The following is a 17,779-nucleotide window of genomic DNA, read 5'->3' on the forward strand; positions in this document are numbered from 1 at the left end:
TAGAGCGCGGCGATCCGCACCAGCGCCTCGTCGACGATGGGCGATCCACTCTTTGGCGCGGCCTTGATCAGCTTTCTGCGCCCGTGCGCCCAACAGAAAGCCAGCTTCAAGGGATCACCGCCCATCCGGTCCGACGTGGCGAGGTGAGAGTAACCACCGTAGGCATCCACCTGGATTGTCCCGTTGAACCCGTCGAGGATTTCAGCGGCATATTCGCCTTTACGCCCGGGCCGATAATGGAACACCACGCCCGGCGGCGCAGAACCGTTCCAGCCGCGGTCGTCACGCAACACGGCCCAGAGATAACCGGTCTTCGTCTTGCCTCGCCCCGGATCCAACACCGGAGCCGTGGTCTCGTCGACATAGAGCCGCGTGCTTTCAAACAGCAGCCGTTTTGCCATGTAGTCGACCAATCTTGTGAGCGTTGATCCGGAAGTTGCCGCGAGCAACGGGCGGGCGCTCTTGCTGGTTTCGAACTTGATGGAATTGGCCAACATGGTGGAACACCTTTGTGACAGGTTGGCAGCGCGGTGGCGAGCGGAGTGTAAGGACAATTATGCCGCTAATGTAAACGAGATTATGCCGCAAGAGGACTCGCTGTATGGCATATTTCCCTAATTTGCTCAGAGAATGTCCTTGATACAAATCAGAAGTGCGGTATAATTAGCATTACATTAATGCTCGATCTCATACCCGGAGCCCGCAATGCCTGCGAAGTACGGCGGCAAGCGATCAAAGATGGATGCCCTCATCGACGAGGGCACCTTCAATCCAAATTCCGAGAAGGTGCGCGACCCGAAGTTCCGCGGCAGCGAGTTCTTCGATCCGCGCGACGCCGTCCAGGTCAAATACGAGATGCTGCGACGCGTCTCCGTCGACAACGTCTCGGTAACGGACGCTTCCGACGAGTATGGTGTTTCCAGACCGACCTACTACCAGGCCAAGGCAAACTTCGACACGAGTGGGATTGCTGGACTGGTGCCGGCAAAGCCGGGTCCCCGCGGGCCCCACAAGGTCGACGACAAAGTCCTGGCATTTCTGCAGGCAAGGCTGGTTCCGGGCGTACCCGTTCATGCACGCGAGCTCGCCAAGATGGTCCGCAACGAACTCGATATCGAGCTTCATCCCAGGACGATCGAGCGGGTGTTAAAAAAAACGATCCGCTAGACGTTGCCACGGGACCGGCATGTTCATTGCCGGCCATCGCGGACCAGTACGAGATGCTGCGCAGTGCAGCTCTCGGCGAAGTTCTGCCGCTCAAGGCCCGTAGCGGCCTCATGCTTTTTCTGCGCCGCGGCATGTGGGGATGGGCCCGTGCACTGCCTGCGGCGGCAAGCCCTGATCAAGACCCGTTTTACCTGTCATTGGCCACCCGACCGGCGCGCGACGACCTCAGCGCCGTCGTTCATGTCCTGGCGACCATCGCCATGAGCATCCACCAACGGAGAGCACCATGAACATGAATGTACACCTCAAAGTCCAGTCCCATCACCGTGAACGCAGCGCCTACCTCTACATCCGCCAATCTTCGATGCGGCAAGTCATCGACAATACCGAGAGCGCCATGCGGCAATATGCGCTTCGCGGGCGCGCTATCGCACTTGGTTGGCGCGAGGAGCAAATTATCGTCATCGATAACGATCAGGGTGAATCCGGCGCATCGGCGGTCTGGCGCGAGGGATTTCAGCGGCTGGTCAGCGATGTCGGCATGGGGCATGCCGGGATCGTCATGGGTCTGGAGGTCTCCCGGCTGGCGCGCAACAATGCCGACTGGCAGCGTCTACTGGAGATCTGCGCCCTTGCTGACACCCTGATCCTCGACGAGGACGGTGTCTATGACCCGGCAAGTTTCAACGACCGCCTCCTGCTCGGCCTCAAGGGAACAATGAGTGAGGCCGAACTGCATGTGATCAAGGCAAGGCTGCGCGGCGGTATTCTCAACAAGGCACGGCGCGGCGAGTTCCGTTGCCCCCTGCCAACCGGACTGGTCTATGACCATTCCGGCAATGTGGCTCTCGATCCGGACATGCAAATTAGAGAGACGATTGCTCATTTCTTTGAGACGTTCTCTCGCGTCGGATCCGCCTCCCAGACCGTCAAGGCCTTTCGTCAGGAAGGTATTCTCTTTCCCTCCCGCCTGCACGATAGCCAGACTGTTTTTCGGCCACTGACGCCTTCGACGGCGATGCGCGTGCTGCATAATCCACGTTACGCCGGAGCCTATGCCTATGGTCGCCGTCGCTATCGACGAACCATCGATGGCAAAAAGCTCGTCCGTGAACAAGGTACCGACGATTGGACGGCGTGTATTCCAGATGCCCATCCCGGCTATATCAGCTGGGAGCAGCACCAAGAGAACCTGAGGATTCTAAAGTCGAACATCTGCCATAAATGGAACGCCGGTGTCGCATCGCCTCCGCGGGAAGGACCGGCGCTGCTGCAGGGACGGGCCGTGTGTGGGCAATGCGGCAGGCATTTTCACATGCGCTACGCTGCCCGACGCGGTCGACAGGAAGCCTGGTACGTTTGTGACCGCGCCCGTAGCAATCGCGGAGAACACGTGTGCCAGGCGATCGCTGCTCCTCCCGTCGACGAAGCCATCGGCATGTTGATCGCGGATCAGATGACGCCGGCAGCCGTCGAACTGGCAATTGAAGTCCGCAAAGAAATCGAAGCGCGACATGAAGAGGCGGACCGGCTGCGCTGTCGCGCAATCGAGCGCGCCCAAACCGAGGCCGATCTCGCCCAGCGCCGTTTCATGCTCGTCGATCCCAATAACCGCCTTGTCGCCGACACGCTCGAAGGGGAATGGAACGAGAAGCTCCGCATCTTGGCTAATGCCCGCGAAGAGCGCGAGCGCGCCCAGGAGCACGATCAATTCATCCTCAATAAGGCCGTCCAAGAGCGGTTGGTCACAATGACGGCGGACTTCAAAAAGCTCTGGACCAATTCAGAGACCCCGAACCGCGAACGAAAGCGCTTGCTTGCCCACATCATTGAGGATGTCACCCTCCTCAAACTACCGAAGAGAGGCACAACCAAGGCTCATATTCGCTTCAAAGGCGGCAAAACCCAGACACTCGTCACCATCAGCCCAAAATCGCCCAGCCAGCAGGTCAAGACGAGCCCCGACGTCATCCAACTGATCGATAAACTCCTCGACGATCATATTTTTTCCGAGATCGCCGACATTCTCAACAATCAGGGATACCGTCCGGGCTCGGTGACGCGCCGTGACCAGCGCAACGCCCGCTTCACAACCAAACGCGTCACCTATCTTGTTCGCGAATACAAGCTGAGATCACGCTATGACCGGCTCCGGGATCGTGGGATGTTGACAAAGAAGGAGGCGGCTGCACACCTCAATATCCATGAGCATACCCTCGCCAGATGGGCTGAACATGGCCTCGTCACCAGCCATGCCTACAACGGACACTATTACCTGTACGAGCTTCCGAAGAGCGATTTACCGCAAAAGCAATGCAGTCGATGGAACCAACTCGTCGATCGCCTCGCCGCCCATAAGGAAAATGCCAGACACGCCAAAACCTTCAACTGAATCCGAAAGAGAGATGCAGTATGAATGCAGATCGTTGTAGGTTAGCACCATTCCGGTGCCATCCCACACCAGGATCTTCAGGCGATCGCCGCGCTTCGACCGGAAGATCACCGTCACCCCGGAATGCGGATCGAGCTTCAATTCGGTCTGCACCATCAGAGCCAGCGCCTGATGCCCACAGCGGAAGTCAACCGGCCGCGTTGCAATCAGGATCGGCAGGCGTTGGCCCGCGACGATCATGCCGTCCCTCGCATGGCTCGCACCAGAGCCGCCACACGTTCAACCGGCACATCGCCGGGAACCCGCATCACAACGTCCGGGCCGATCTCCAATGTCAAGACCGACGAAACCGTCGCCGGCAGCGGCGGCGCCAAAACACTCACAGCCTCGCTCGGCTCTGCCGCAATCGCCAAAGGCACAAATGCAGGCTCGGCATCGCCGCTCTCCGACTGGCCCGACATAGTCTCAAAAGGCAACGCCAGAATGCCCTCGCGCACTTGCCGGCGCCACAAGGAAAGCTGGTGCGCAACAACGTCATGACGGCGCGCGACATCAACAACACGAACGCCAGGCTCAAGGCTTTCCGCCACGATCCGCGCCTTCACATCGTCCGGCCAACGCCGGTTTCCGCGGCGCGGCTCGACAACTTCGTAACGCCCAACAAATCCATCATCTGCCATGCAAATCTCCAGATAGTCCTGGAAACCTTCTCGCACACCCGGCAAGCCTCAAAATATAGCCAATTCAATGGGGCGGAGACGGCGCTTACGCCGCAATCATAAAAATACGAAAGTTGATTCAATTTGAGAGGGCCATTGCCGATTACATCCGGATTGATGACATTGCCGACATAGCCGATCCAATCATTATATTGAGAGCCGGCGCGGCCGATGAGGAAACCACCAAGCGATATATTCGCCACAGGTAGATCGGCGCCGATCGTGCTACTATCGTCCGTATAATCGAACCGTAGAGTCGTCGTCGTCTTCAGGAGGCCATATTCAGTCTCCGTTGCCGCATTGACATAGATTTCGCTTCGCGTCAGCCAGGTGGTGCCGCTGGGTTCAACTGGGGCGTAAGGATTGTATGACGATGCCTGCGTGCGGACCATACCCCCGACTTGCATGCAGGTTTCAGATCCAGGGATATAGAAATAGCCCTTGCCGTAGGCATCGCAGATGCGGACAAGTTCAGCCGGTTCCGGCTCGACGGCGACGACTTGATCGATAGCGCATACGGAAGGCGCGACTGAAAGTGTTGCAATCCCGCCGAGAAGAATGGGTCTGATATTCACTGAAGCTCCGATGTTTGGGTCAAAGAGAAATTCATCGCCCGCGCTAAACGCGTGCTCAACAATCGTCCTGGAAAGCGAATTTTATGCATGAGATTTGGGATCAGGGATTCATTCCCATCCCTGAGCAAGCAAGGACTATCGTTACGTTTTCAAGAGAAGCAATTCGTCCTGAATATTCCTTGGTGACAAGACCAGATCTCTCCATTACGTCCGGAAATCTGATGGCAGGAGGTAGGCGGCGGCAGAGAGCATTTTGCTGACATTTTCGACATTTCCGCTCAGTTGACTTTGATCGTGAAGCGTTCGCAAATGGCTCGAAGCAATATGCATGCCGCAGGAAAAACCCTTTGTTTTGCAGTAACTTTCTTAAAGCAGCTCTCCGGCAAGTCCGCCATTGTCGCATGTCAGACAGACCTGAGCGACATCGGCGCATGATGTTTGCAGGTAGCAGCTTTTGAAACACGGGTGGATCGTCGATCAACCGTCTGCTTATCGCTTGCAGGTCTAAAGCCTCAGTTCACGCCGTGACTCCAACTGTATCGAATGAGCGGGTGATTTCCAGCGCACGTTCGGGGCATGATCGAGCACCCCGGGATGCGCGAAATTCGTTCCCTGCAGCAACGTCGATATTGCCGGGCAGGATATAACCATCCTCATCCAACTTGAAGATCTCCGGCGCTTGGAACCAGCATCGCGCGTGTCCCTGGCATTTGGCAGTGTGGACGATGATGTGCATGCCGCACCTCCGAAGCTGCATAGCGGCGCTCGAGTTATGACCATTCCAGGACCAGATTTTCGATCCCGAACACATGGCCGCCATGGGTTATGGGGGCCGTACCTTCTTTGATACGGAAATGAGGAATATGAGACAGCCATTCCTCCAAGCCGATGATGATCTCCCGCCGGGCAAGGTGCGAACCAAGACAACGATGGGGACCTGCGGCGAACGCGGTGTGGCAGTTGTCCTCGCGTGCCAGGTCAATCACGTTGGGATCCTCGAACTCCGCCGGATCACGATTGGCAATCATCGTAGCGCAGCAAACATAATCCCCTTTGCGAATCGGCGCGCCTTCGAAATCGATATCTTTCGTTGCCACACGAATCATCTGTACGGTCGAATATGCCCGCAACAATTCTTCGGTTGCGAGCACGATCCGTTCCGGTTCACTGCGCAACAAATTTTGGTCTTTTGGATTGCGTGCCAGATGGGCCAAGTCAAAGCCGATCGCGGCTGCGACCGTATCGAGCCCCGCGACGAACAATAGTACGCCGATGCCACGGACTTCGTTTTCGGCCAGCAGGCGGCTATCGATCTGTGCCTGCACGACGAAGGTCATGAAGTCGCCTGCAGGCTCTTTCCGGCGCAAGGCCGCAAGTTCATCGATAAACTCCAGAATAGACCGAGCGGCTGCCGATCGTTGGACCTTATCTCCGTGGAGCAAGGCCTTCGCCCAGCCGACAAATACGTCGAGCCGCTCGTTCGGTAATCCCAAAAACTGAAGAAAGACGCCAACTGTGAATGGAATGGCAAAATCTTTCATCACCTCGCAGCTTTTACCCGACACGGAGATCTTTTCGACAATGGTGATCGCTTGCGCACGGATAGACGCTTCCAGCGCCATCACTCGTTTTGGCGAGAACAGGGGGTTAAGCAGGGAGCGAAAGATGCCGTGGGCCGGTGGATCAAGCTCGAGTGGGATCAACGGCCAGTCGTCACCGAGCGCAGAGGCGAAAATGCTGCGATTGCTGGAAAAAGTATCAGGGTCCTGCAGCACTTTGCGTTGGTCTTTGGCCCGGGTTCTGAGCCACGTGCCACGACCATCACGCGTATTGTGGAGTGAATAAAACACTGGTGGTCCGGCGTGAACACGAGCGGCGGCTCCATGAGGATCTCCATTGGAGACGCGTTGCATGCCGGGTGACGTGAACAAGCTGAAGTCGCTCACCATTTCGCGCGGAACATGATCTGGAATTGGGTCACCCACGAATTGATTTCTCCTGAACGGCGGCTGGCTGCATTAGCCCGTCATGTTCTTTGACGGCTGAAGTCCCATTGCCGCTCTTCATCTGCCGATCGAAAAGCCAAGAGGGCGAGTGGCGATACTCGGCAACTCCGGCTATTGACCGTCGCGATCTGGTTGTCCGGTCGATCGCGACCCGACATCCCCCGATTATGAGGCCACTCAAGGTGCCGGCAGCGCTGATCGCCTCGCAGAGAGAGTTCAAAATTCATGCCAGTTCCCTTTGGTCGGCCGAAAAGCGATCTTCCCGTTGCTCTTCGGCTATTTGATCCCGAGCAAGCTGAAAAAGCTTGTGTCGAGGAGCTAACAAAAACCGGTGAAACGCGATCGCGCTCGCGCAAGCAACTTGGCGTAGAGGTCGACGAGCAAACACGCGACATTACGGTGTCGCGCTTCCGACAATGCCGGACACGGTCAAAGGCGCATGAGTAGCACTTCATTGTTTTAAAACGATGTTCTGCCTTGGCCTGAATAATGCCTGAACCGCCGCCGACTTGCTGGAGGAGGAAAATCCGACAGTCGGCCCCACACAAAAAGGTGGGTAGCTGCAAAGACACCGCCATACGTATGGCACAGAAAGCCGCCGCCACGATCCGTGCGCTCAATGCGACGGGCAAAAGAATTTTTTGCGCAAAAGTTTCGCCTGTCGCCAATCCATCGCCACCCACAGAGGAGAGCAATTGTGAGCTTTCTTGAAACGAGTTTGAAGCTGTTTCAACAAAAATATGCGCCAGACTTAGGTCCAGAACAATACGCTCACCACACTGGATGTGATCGGGACGGCAATTCGATGAGCGGCTCGCTGTTGTGGGCAAGGGCTGAAACCCAGAGGATGAACAATGCGTTGGATACCGGGACAACCAATATGGTCGACGCCGAGATCAAGTTGGCACGAGACCTTCAGCAGAGAGTAAAAGAGTATGTCCGATGGCCTCAGGGCAAGCGATCTCAAAAAGGGGTGTCAATTCTCGACTTTGGCCCCGGAACAGTGCGAGCATTTCAGCAGAAGACCCTTCCCCTTGCAACGGAGTTGCGCGGAAAAACCTCACGTTGCGTACTGGTTGATCGCTCGAACGAGTTCCTCTCGGATATAGAGCGATCGCCACCATCGTTCGACCTGAAGATCGAGTTCATACGAGATGACATTTTTTCCGGGCGGCGCTTTTTTTCCGATGAGGAAACGGCATTGGTCGTCATGTTCGGGCGGACTTTTGGGAATCTTGCCGCTTCCATAAGTGAGGCTCCTCCGGTTGCGGCGGTTGTCCAGGCGTTGAGGAGGATATCGAACAGCGCTGAGAAGTGCTGGCTTGCGATCTCAATAGGCTCGGATCTGAGGTGGAATGTCGCAAAAGCCTACTACGAAGCGCATCCAGAATTTCAGCTAAACGTATTTTATCGAATGAAGGCAGAATTACCCGTCGACGATAACTTTGATCCAGGAGTGTTTGAGTATGAGGCGGATATAAGAGGTGATGACAGCTTCATGCAGGTGATCCACACCGCGACGGTGAATAGAAATTTGTCGTTTCGACTCAAAGGAAAAAGCATCGAACTTAAAAATGGTGATCGGCTGCATTTGAAGAACTCATTTTCTTTTTCGGAAGAGTTTTTCAGAGAATGCGCGAACCTGGCAGGGCTTGTGTCGGTTGATGTGCTTTCAGATGCCGCCGGCTCAGACATTCACGTGCTGGAAAAGGCGACCTAAGAACAAGTCCTGCCGCCGCTGCCGGCGAAGAGCCAATCCTTCGCATGCTATTGGCAATAACCAGCCATTCCACCCATGTCTGGCAACGATTTGTCGTGCCCTTTCGGCCAAAGCGCGAGGGAATATCGGGCATAACGGATTGGGCAACATTCGCGGCCGAGACGCTCGGCCCCGAACTCGATGTCCCGGCGAGGAGGTCGGCAGCAGTCCCTCGCGCTCGTCAGGCGGTTAACGGGTCAAGATCACTTGGCCTTGTCCGATATGCGACAATCGATCGATATGCAACGCCGGGCGGTTTGATCGATTATGTTGAACAAGAAAACATTTTTTCCTTTGGCACGCATATTGCTGCGAAGCATTTGCAGACGCGTCACGGTCCGACGGTACCGCATGGAGATGTCGAAATGTTAGCGCCAAATTATCTGCCGGGACCTATGCCCGGTCATCCGAGAGCAGAAGGCTCCAGATCCCGAAGAAGGAACAGGCCATGTTCGCCGAGGAATATCGAACGGTGGCCACGCAGACGCATCAGGTTGTACCTGGGTGGTCGCGACGAACGCACGAGCAAACCCTCATCGTCGTCATAACCTCTAATCTGACGGCGCCTCAATAGGCGGCTTTTTGTTCGCGGCGATCAATGCCGACCGGTCCGGCGCGTTTTGAATTGATATTTGCCGAATTGCTGCAGAATCTCCCCAAACGCCCGTCGTGGAACCCTCGAACTTGGACAGCAATCGCATCCAGGCGCGAGGCCTTGGACGATTGGTCCAGATCCTTCAACCGCAGGAACCTAATCCATGGCTCACTTTGAAGACATCGACCAGTTTCGTCAGCGTATCGCCGAAGCACTCCCTTCGGCCAATATCCCAACCTTGTTGCTCCTGCTTTATCAGTTCACAGGACGAGAATATTGGCTAGGTCCGCGGTTTATTCCTGCCAAGAGCGGCTGGGACGACAACGACTCCGGTGGTCTGGCAATCGAATTGCAGGCGGAGATTCGCGATGCAGCACTGAGCGCCATCATGGCTTGGCGCCAAGGCGTTCCCATCGCAAGGGCAGACTTATCGGCAGAAGAATTGATCCGCATGCTCTCCATGTCAGAAGCTGAGCCTATTCCGCCGGAATATGCTGACATGATGATCCACAAGCTGCGGAGGTATTCAGGCGCGGTTCCTGATCCGGTGTGTTTGCCGGACAACTTCCGCATACTTGTCATCGGAGCCGGCATGTCCGGCATCGCGGCCGCAGTTCGGCTGCGACAACTGGGCGTTTCTTACATCCAGATTGAAAAGCAGGACCGCACAGGCGGGGTCTGGCATTCACATCGCTATCCTGGCTGCGGGGTCGACACGCCCGGACATCTATACTCCTTCACGTTTGCCAGCGGCGACTGGAGTAAGTTCTTCCCGTTGCAGCAGGAAATTGATGAATATCTCAACCGGGTCGCCTGCGACTTCGGTATTGAAAGCTCAATCCGCTACGGCACGGAATGCCTGTTTTCTCGTTATGATGAGGAAAGCCGGACTTGGCATTCTCGATTGCGCTTGCCAGACGGGCGGGAAGAAACCCTTGTAACCAATGTGGTCATTTCAGCCGTGGGCGGATTTACCACGCCAAAATGGCCAAACATTCCCGGGCTGCGTGACTTCGACGGACCGTTGGTGCACACCTCCAATTGGGATCCCGGGGTTACGCTCGACGGCAAACGCGTGGCTGTGATCGGAAACGGAGCATCGGCAATGCAGATTGTCCCGGCCATCGCCGATCGGGTGAGCGCCCTGACAATCTTCCAACGATCGCGCCAATGGGCGGCACCCTTTCCAAAATTTCTTATGTCGGTTCCCGAGTCGATGCAGTTCTTGCTCCGCGCGGTACCACATTACGAATGGCTTTATAGGCTCCGGCTGAGTTGGATTTTTGATACTCAAGTGCACGAATCCCTGCAGAAGGATCCGGCATGGCCGCATCCCGATCGCTCTGTGAATGCGCTGAACGACGGCCACCGCGAGACGTGTACACGATATATCGAAGAACAGCTCGCCGGGCGGCCCGAGCTACTGGCGAAGGTCATTCCCCCCTACCCGCCGTTCGGCAAGCGAATGCTCCTGGACAATGGCTGGTACAGAACCCTTCTGAAGCCGCAGGTCAGTCTGGTGGACAGCGCTGCTGCACAGGTCGAAGGCAAGTCGATCCGAGCGATAAATGGCGACAGCCATGAGGCAGATGTTCTCATCGTCGCCTCGGGCTACGATATCACACGCTTCTTGCTTCCAGTTCAGATATTCGGACGCGATGGCGTGACAGTACGTGAGGCTTGGGACGATGACGACTGTCAGGCGTATCTTGGTAGCGTCATGCCGGGTTTCCCGAACTTCTTCATGCTCTACGGCCCCAATACAGCCCTCGGTCATCGCGGGAACTTCATCTTCACGATCGAAAGCCAGCTGGACTACGTGCTGAGCGTTCTGCGCCAGATGGGAGAAAAGAAGTTATCCGAGGTGGAATGCCGGCAAGACGTTTATCAACACTACAACCGGACGATCCAGGAAATGCACCAGAAGATGATCTGGAGCCATCCCGGCATGTCCACTTATTTCCGCAACGCCCGGGGGCGAATCGTAACAAACAGCCCTTGGCGCCTTATCGACTATTGGAACCTAACGAAGGAGGCAGACCTCAGTGACTACCACATCATGGGGAACGTCGGCTACCAGTCAAAGGCCTCGGCTGAAGCGGTTTGAAAAGCGGTCGCCACTCAGGGGTCGAGTTGAGATCGAGGATTAAAATCGCTCACTGAATAAAAAGGCCTCAGGGGTGGGAAGGTGGAGGAGCAGGATGGCCGCGACCGAAACGTTTTACGATGTTATCCGTCGCCAGGGCATAACCCGGCGCAGTTTCATGAAGTTCTGCAGCCTCACGGCGGCCTGCCTCGGCCTTGGCTCCGATACGGCCGCAGCGATGGCCGAGGCACTTGAAACCAAAGAGCGTGTGCCGGTGATCTGGATGCATGGGCTCGAATGCACCTGCTGCTCGGAAAGCTTCATCCGCTCCGCCTATCCGCTGGCCAAGGATGTAGTCCTGTCGATGATTTCACTCGATTACGACGATACAATCATGGCGGCGGCCGGCTACCAGGCCGAGGCGATCCTCAAAGAGACCAAGGAGAAGCACAAGGGCAAGTACATTCTTGCCGTCGAAGGCAATCCGCCGCTCAACGAAGGCGGGATGTTCTGCATCGATGGCGGGCGACCCTTCGTCGAGAAACTCAAATGGATGGCCGAAGGCGCCCTGGCTGTCATCGCCTGGGGAACCTGTGCCTCTTCGGGCTGCGTTCAGGCCGCAACGCCCAACCCCACCGAGGCGACGCCGATCGACAAAGTGATCCGCGACAAGCCGATCATCAAAGTGCCTGGCTGTCCGCCGATCGCAGAGGTGATGACCGGCGTCGTCACCTTCATCACCACGTTCGGCAAGCTCCCCGAACTCGATCATCAGGGTCGGCCTAAGATGTTTTATTCGCAGCGCATCCACGACAAGTGCTATCGGCGCGCTCATTTCGACGCCGGCCAGTTCGTCGAGGAGTGGGACGACGAAGGCGCGCGCAAGGGCTACTGCCTCTACAAGATGGGCTGCAAAGGCCCGACCACCTATAACGCCTGCTCGACCGTTCGCTGGAATGGCGGCGTCTCTTTCCCGATCCAGTCGGGTCATGGCTGCATCGGCTGCTCGGAACAAAATTTCTGGGACGCAGGAAGCTTTTACTCCCGACTGACCGAGGTCAGCCCATTCGGCGTGGAAGCCACTGCAGACCAGGTGGGCATGACCGCAGCTGGTGTTGTCGGTGGGGCGATTGCTGCCCATGCTGCAATCAGCGCCGTCAAGCAGGTCACCGCCAAGCGCGGGAAAACCGGTCCTAAAAACGGCAATGGACAGGAAAGATCACGATGACCATCCAAACGCCAGATGGCTTCACGCTCGACAATTCCGGCAAGCGTCTTGTGGTCGATCCTGTAACCCGCATCGAAGGCCACATGCGGGTCGAGGTCAATGTCGACGAGGACAATATCATCCGCAATGCCGTTTCCACCGGCACAATGTGGCGAGGCATTGAAGTCATCCTCAAAAATCGCGATCCACGCGATGCCTGGGCTTTCACGGAACGGATCTGCGGCGTCTGCACCGGAACCCATGCGCTCACATCGGTGCGGGCGGTTGAAAATGCGCTCGGCATAACCATTCCGGAAAACGCCAATTCGATCCGCAATCTCATGCAGCTGGCATTGCAGGTTCATGACCACGTCGTGCATTTCTATCACCTGCATGCGCTCGACTGGGTGGATGTCATATCTGCCCTCACGGCCGATGTGAAGGCCACCTCGGCGCTTGCCCAATCGGTGTCCGATTGGCCATTGTCTTCGCCGGGCTACTTCAAAGACATCCAGACACGGCTGAGAAAGTTCGTCCAATCCGGCCAGCTTGGTCCATTCAAGAACGGCTACTGGGGCAATCTATCCTATAAGCTGCCGCCTGAAGCGAACCTGATGGCCGTAGCACACTATCTCGAAGCCCTCGATTTCCAGAGGGAGATCGTCAAGATCCACACGATCTTCGGCGGGAAAAATCCGCATCCGAATTGGCTGGTCGGCGGAGTGCCCTGTCCGATCAACCTCGACGGCACGGGAGCCGTCGGCGCGATTACAATGGAACGGTTAAACCAAATTTCGTCGGTGATCGACCAGCTGATCGAGTTCAACGAGAAGGTATACCTACCGGACATCATGGCGATCGGTTCCTTCTACAAGGATTGGCTGTTCGGCGGCGGGTTGTCGGGCAAGAACGTGCTTGCCTATGGCGACGTGCCGGAACACGCAAATGACTACACGGAGGCGAGCCTGAAGCTTCCGCGCGGTGCGATCATTAATGGCAATTTCAACGAAGTCCTGCCAGTCGACCATTCCGATCCAGAGCAGATCCAGGAATTCGTCAGTCACTCCTGGTACGAATATCCGGACGAGGCCAAGGGCTTGCATCCCTGGGACGGTGTCACCGTGCCGCATTACGAGCTTGGGCCGAATGCCAAGGGCACCAAGACCAACATTCAAGAGCTGGACGAAGGCGGAAAATATTCTTGGATCAAGGCGCCGCGCTGGCGCGGCCACGCCATGGAAGTCGGCCCGCTTTCCCGTTGGGTCTTGGGCTACGCCCAGGGCAAGGCAGAATTCAAGGATCCCGTCGACAAGGTCCTGAAGGACCTCGGCCTGCCGACCGCGGCGTTATTTTCGACACTAGGGCGTACCGCCGCTCGCGCGCTCGAATCCGTCTGGGCAGGCCGGCAGATGCGCTATTTCCACAACAAGCTGGTCGCCAATATCAAGGCCGGCGACAGCGCCACCGCCTTCATCGACAAATGGAAGCCGGAGACTTGGCCTTGCGAGGTCAAGGGCGTCGGCTTCACCGAGGCCCCGCGCGGCGCCCTCGCACACTGGATCAAGATCAAGGGGGGCAAGATCGACAATTATCAATGTGTGGTGCCGACCACCTGGAACGGTAGTCCGCGCGATCCGCACGGCAATATCGGCGCGTTCGAGGCCTCACTGATTGACACGCCTATGTCGGATCCGTCGCAGCCGCTCGAAATCCTCCGAACCCTCCATTCCTTCGATCCGTGCCTTGCATGCTCCACCCATATCATGAGCCCGGACGGACAGGAAATGGCCAAGGTCCAAGTCAGATGAGGAGGACGATCATGAGCATCTCTGCTATCTCAAACGCCGATGACGAACGCGCCAGCGAGCGCGAAAACGTGTATGCCTACGAGGCGCCCGTTCGCCTCTGGCACTGGATAAACGCTTTCTCCATCCTGGCGCTGGCGCTGACGGGTTATTTCATCGGCAGCCCATTGGCGGCGGCACCCGGCGAGGCGAGCGCCAATTTCCTGATGGGCTATATCCGTTTTGTCCATTTCGCCGCCGGGCAGATCCTGGCCGTGGCCCTGATCCTCAGAATCTACTGGGTCTTCGTCGGCAACGTGCATGCACGCCAAATCTTCTACGTTCCCTTCTGGAGCGGACGGTTCTGGAGCGAATGGCTGCACGAGGTGCGCGTTTACACATTCCTTACTGGACGCGCGTTGAAATATGCTGGCCACAATCCGCTGTCGCAATTCGTCATGTTCGTGACGTTCACGCTGCCGCTGACATTCATGGTGATCACCGGATTTGCGCTCTATGGCGAAAGCGTCGGCCACGACAGCTGGGCATACAGGCTGTTTGGTCGGGTATTCTTCATCTGGCCGAACAGCCAGTCCGTTCATACCCTTCATCATCTGGGAATGTGGGTGATCCTGATCTTCGTGATGATCCATATCTATATCGCGGTACGCGAGGACATCGTCAGCCGCCAGAGCATCGTTTCGTCGATGATTTCGGGCGAGCGGCTGTCCAAGCACAACGAGGACTAGGATGGACGAAGCGAACTCTCGCAAACCGAACGTTTTGGTGCTCGGCATTGGCAATATTCTCTGGGCGGACGAGGGTTTTGGCGTCCGCGCTGTCGAAGCCTTCCACCAGGCCTATGCGGTGCCGACCAACGTCACCGTGCTCGACGGCGGCACCCAGGGCCTTTATCTCGTGCAATATGTCACCGAAGCCGATCATCTGATTGTATTCGACGCGGTCGACTTCGGTCTCGCGCCCGGCACGCTGAAGATCGTCGAGAATGACGACGTGCCGAAATTCACCGGCGCCAAAAAGATGAGCCTGCACCAGACAGGCTTCCAGGAAGTTCTGAGCGCTGCCGACCTTCTCGATCGCTATCCCGCAAGACTCGCACTGATCGGCTGCCAACCGGTGGACCTCGATAGCTGGGGCGGACCGGTGACTGAGCCCGTCAAATCCGTAATCCCGGCCGCCGTAATGGTAGCCGCCGGCATCCTGGAGCGATGGGGCGTCGCCATCAGTTCGCGCCGCACCGCCGCGCCCGCTCTCCTCGCCAACGACATCGATTTTGCACATTACGAGCGGCGAGCGGACCGGGCGAATTGAGTGGTTCAGGGGGGTTCCGATGCAACCGAGGCAGTCGTCGGTTGCGTTCCTGTTCGCCGGCTGCATCCAAAACCCAAGGACCCGCGCGAGAACCCTTCCGGTTCCCAATATCATGAACCCAGGCAGATCGAGGGGCTGATTGTGTGCATAGGAATTCCGATGCAGGTGACTGGTGGCGAATTTACAGCGGAGTGCGAGCGCCACGGATCGGTTTTTGCGATTTCGATGGTGCTGGTCGGCCCGCAACCGGTTGGGACGTACGTTCTTACTCATCTAGGATCTGCGATCCGGGTGCTCGATGCCGACGAAGCACACAAGATCGACGATGCGTTGGCCGGTCTTGCTGAAGCGGTCGAAGGACGGTCATTCGAAACGCTATTTGCCGATCTTATCTCCCGCGAGCCGGAATTACCGTTGCATTTGCGGGAAAACTGGCAGTTCGTATTTCTCAACTGAACGCAATCTCCTCTTCCTTGTCGGCCACATGTTCATGTGGACTGTCCAAGGGCAGCCGGAGACGGACGAGATCGATCCTGCTGGCTGCGGGCGGATTGCTGAATATTGCGAAGCGTAACGCGCTGCCTCAGCATCGGGGCCGCGTGTGCGCATCCGCATAAGACCGCGACCGGAATTTTCCTTCAGATCAATACGACCCATCTTTCTCAGCAACTGGTACGCCGCTTGCAGATCCCAAGTGCGAGAATGAATTACACGCTGATTTGGAGCAGACAATGCCAGCCTACCCAGTTGGCTCCCTAAACGGCCGAAGCTGCCGAGCCGCAATGCTCATATCCGACATTGCTGCAACGCTTGCGGTGCAAAAAGCCGGCCAGCCGGGGCAGCTATTCGACATTTTCGAATTCGACGACGATGACAAGAAATTGGTCACGCAGACGCTCGGCAAGGGCGAGGTTTGCGGGGTAGCGGCGCTGCCCTCCGGGGTCCTGGCGCAGTTCAAGGAAGCGGTTATGGCCGGCGTCTGGCATATGCGCTTTACCGACCCCGCCGGCGACCTCATTGCGGAATATATCGAGGTCGGCCCGATTCCTATGACGGTGCGGAGGGCCTGCACGGCGCTGCCGGCCTTGGTCTCACATGGACCTGCGCCGCCTGGCGCTATGAACGTCATGCCGGTGCTGACCGAGATCGGTGACCGCATTGTCCAGTACCGGGATGGCGATCCTGCGCACGCTATCATTTTGTCGTTGTTTCCGATGAGCATCGAGGATGTGAATTTCCTGCAGGTCACGCTCGGAGCCGGTCCCGTACAACTGACATCACGCGGCTACCGCACCTGTCGCGTGACGGCAGCAGGGGCCCGAAACGTTTGGTCCGTACAGTTTTACGACAACATGGATGAGATCGTCCTCGACATGCTGCAAATCGTCGACATCCCATCCCTCGCCCTCGCGACTGAAGAGGATTTCCGCGACTCCGCCGCGCGCCTGCGTGATGTCGAGGAGGCTTATTTCAAATGATCAGCTTCGAGAATCTCGTCACGCATGTGACCGTTTCGGATAAGGATAGGGTGAAAGGCGGCACATGCTGGACGTCTATGCGCCCGCGAAAGGCGCTTCGGAAACGAGCTTGCTGGCATTCGGCGGGCGAACGACCGCATCGTCGCGACGCCACGGTTCATGATTTTGGCTGCTGTAGGCACGACTCGGAATGTGCGGGCAGGCGTGATCGAATTCATCGCCGGCAAAAATCCGAGACGACTGGCGGTTTTGATTCCTGCTTGCTGTTTTTCATGGCCTTTGAGTTTGAAACGATGGGGACGGTGTTGAAGGCGATGCGCGCATTTTTCAACATCGTTGCGCTCGCGCCGCCATCCCATCCAACCGCCAGCCCCATGCGCCGTGATCTGCGTTGGAGGGTTTTCCGAGCGCTTCGGGAGCTTGTTGCATGACCTATCTCCTTAGCGCCGGCTCGATCCGGATCGATGTGACGGTGTCGCAAGCGCTTGCCTGTTTCGTGGACGTGAGGGTCAACCGCCCGCAAGAATTGGCACGCATGTTCATTGGCCATCGACCGGAAGAGGCGCCCATGCTTGTCGGATGGGTTTTTTCGCTCTGTGGCTATTCGCAATCGGTGGCGGCGCGCCTTGCCATCCTGAATGCAGCCGGCCTACCGATGCCCATCGAGGAGCAGCTCGCG

The 17,779-nt window shown here is 57.1% G+C and carries 19 protein-coding genes; 12 read left to right on the forward strand and 7 right to left on the reverse strand.

Annotated features, from left to right (window positions below):
* A partial coding sequence (locus tag K290_RS35125; RefSeq protein ID WP_037136416.1) for an IS66 family transposase occupies positions 1-497 on the reverse strand: 497 nt, incomplete at its 3' end.
* 208 nt (positions 498-705) lie between these two features.
* Here K290_RS35125 and K290_RS0127555 point away from each other — a divergent pair.
* Genes K290_RS0127555 through K290_RS0127565 form a run of 3 tightly spaced genes read left to right on the forward strand, consistent with a single transcriptional unit; the run spans position 706 to position 3,559 of the window.
* Positions 706-1,167 (forward strand): helix-turn-helix domain-containing protein, encoded by a 462-nt coding sequence (locus K290_RS0127555; protein ID WP_004112894.1) that lies wholly within the window; start codon positions 706-708, stop codon positions 1,165-1,167.
* Between the two features lie 53 nt (positions 1,168-1,220).
* A complete protein-coding gene (locus K290_RS0127560) occupies positions 1,221-1,457 on the forward strand; it encodes a hypothetical protein (RefSeq protein WP_028754843.1) in 237 nt (78 codons plus the stop codon).
* Entirely contained in the window at positions 1,454-3,559 is a 2,106-nt protein-coding gene (locus tag K290_RS0127565; RefSeq protein ID WP_240535394.1) for a recombinase family protein, read from the forward strand. Before K290_RS0127560 ends, K290_RS0127565 begins: the two co-directional genes overlap by 4 nt.
* Here K290_RS0127565 and tnpB read toward each other — a convergent pair.
* The 5 genes from tnpB to K290_RS0127585 all read right to left on the reverse strand — a co-directional run bounded on the left by tnpB (position 3,467) and on the right by K290_RS0127585 (position 6,802).
* Positions 3,467-3,799, reverse strand: a complete 333-nt coding sequence (tnpB, locus tag K290_RS36525; RefSeq protein ID WP_081598427.1) for an IS66 family insertion sequence element accessory protein TnpB — start codon at positions 3,797-3,799, stop codon at positions 3,467-3,469. The two genes, K290_RS0127565 and tnpB, sit on opposite strands and share 93 nt — an antisense overlap.
* Complete coding sequence (gene tnpA / locus K290_RS36530) at positions 3,796-4,239, reverse strand: IS66-like element accessory protein TnpA (protein ID WP_015341991.1); 444 nt, start codon at positions 4,237-4,239, stop codon at positions 3,796-3,798. Before tnpA ends, tnpB begins: the two co-directional genes overlap by 4 nt.
* Complete coding sequence (locus tag K290_RS35130; RefSeq protein WP_004112883.1) at positions 4,161-4,853, reverse strand: porin; 693 nt, start codon at positions 4,851-4,853, stop codon at positions 4,161-4,163. Before K290_RS35130 ends, tnpA begins: the two co-directional genes overlap by 79 nt.
* Before the next feature lie 517 nt (positions 4,854-5,370).
* Complete coding sequence (locus tag K290_RS0127580) at positions 5,371-5,589, reverse strand: ferredoxin (RefSeq protein WP_004112880.1); 219 nt, start codon at positions 5,587-5,589, stop codon at positions 5,371-5,373.
* 34 nt (positions 5,590-5,623) lie between these two features.
* Positions 5,624-6,802, reverse strand: a complete 1,179-nt coding sequence (locus K290_RS0127585) for a cytochrome P450 (RefSeq protein ID WP_051043313.1) — start codon at positions 6,800-6,802, stop codon at positions 5,624-5,626.
* Between the two features lie 754 nt (positions 6,803-7,556).
* On the opposite strand from K290_RS0127585, the gene K290_RS0127590 reads away from it, so the two are divergent.
* On the forward strand, positions 7,557-8,579 hold the full coding sequence (locus K290_RS0127590) for an L-histidine N(alpha)-methyltransferase (RefSeq protein WP_240535393.1): 1,023 nt from the start codon (positions 7,557-7,559) through the stop codon (positions 8,577-8,579).
* Between the two features lie 606 nt (positions 8,580-9,185).
* Here K290_RS0127590 and K290_RS37720 read toward each other — a convergent pair.
* Positions 9,186-9,359: a hypothetical protein gene (locus tag K290_RS37720; RefSeq protein ID WP_154660802.1), complete on the reverse strand. Its 174-nt coding sequence runs from the start codon at positions 9,357-9,359 to the stop codon at positions 9,186-9,188.
* A gap of 17 nt (positions 9,360-9,376) precedes the next feature.
* On the opposite strand from K290_RS37720, the gene K290_RS0127605 reads away from it, so the two are divergent.
* The 8 genes from K290_RS0127605 to K290_RS0127640 all read left to right on the forward strand — a co-directional run bounded on the left by K290_RS0127605 (position 9,377) and on the right by K290_RS0127640 (position 17,531).
* Positions 9,377-11,320 carry a flavin-containing monooxygenase gene (locus K290_RS0127605; RefSeq protein WP_004112870.1) on the forward strand — a complete coding sequence of 648 codons (1,944 nt, stop codon included), beginning with the start codon at positions 9,377-9,379 and terminating at the stop codon, positions 11,318-11,320.
* Positions 11,321-11,414: 94 nt separating this feature from the next.
* Positions 11,415-12,527 carry a hydrogenase small subunit gene (locus K290_RS0127610; RefSeq protein WP_004112868.1) on the forward strand — a complete coding sequence of 371 codons (1,113 nt, stop codon included), beginning with the start codon at positions 11,415-11,417 and terminating at the stop codon, positions 12,525-12,527.
* Positions 12,524-14,314 (forward strand): nickel-dependent hydrogenase large subunit, encoded by a 1,791-nt coding sequence (locus K290_RS0127615; RefSeq protein WP_004112865.1) that lies wholly within the window; start codon positions 12,524-12,526, stop codon positions 14,312-14,314. Before K290_RS0127610 ends, K290_RS0127615 begins: the two co-directional genes overlap by 4 nt.
* Positions 14,311-15,039, forward strand: coding sequence for a Ni/Fe-hydrogenase, b-type cytochrome subunit (cybH, locus tag K290_RS0127620; RefSeq protein WP_004112862.1), 729 nt, complete (start codon positions 14,311-14,313; stop codon positions 15,037-15,039). Before K290_RS0127615 ends, cybH begins: the two co-directional genes overlap by 4 nt.
* A gap of 1 nt (position 15,040) precedes the next feature.
* Positions 15,041-15,622: a HyaD/HybD family hydrogenase maturation endopeptidase gene (locus K290_RS0127625; RefSeq protein WP_004112860.1), complete on the forward strand. Its 582-nt coding sequence runs from the start codon at positions 15,041-15,043 to the stop codon at positions 15,620-15,622.
* 141 nt (positions 15,623-15,763) lie between these two features.
* Complete coding sequence (gene hypC, locus K290_RS0127630) at positions 15,764-16,078, forward strand: HypC/HybG/HupF family hydrogenase formation chaperone (RefSeq protein WP_004112857.1); 315 nt, start codon at positions 15,764-15,766, stop codon at positions 16,076-16,078.
* Between the two features lie 326 nt (positions 16,079-16,404).
* Positions 16,405-17,100 carry a hydrogenase expression/formation protein gene (locus tag K290_RS0127635; RefSeq protein ID WP_004112855.1) on the forward strand — a complete coding sequence of 232 codons (696 nt, stop codon included), beginning with the start codon at positions 16,405-16,407 and terminating at the stop codon, positions 17,098-17,100.
* Positions 17,097-17,531 carry a hypothetical protein gene (locus K290_RS0127640; RefSeq protein WP_028754846.1) on the forward strand — a complete coding sequence of 145 codons (435 nt, stop codon included), beginning with the start codon at positions 17,097-17,099 and terminating at the stop codon, positions 17,529-17,531. The genes K290_RS0127635 and K290_RS0127640 overlap by 4 nt, the downstream gene beginning before the upstream one ends.
* The last annotated feature ends 248 nt before the right edge of the window (positions 17,532-17,779 follow it).

Source organism: Rhizobium leucaenae USDA 9039, assembly GCF_000426285.1.
GTDB classification, from domain to species: domain Bacteria; phylum Pseudomonadota; class Alphaproteobacteria; order Rhizobiales; family Rhizobiaceae; genus Rhizobium; species Rhizobium leucaenae.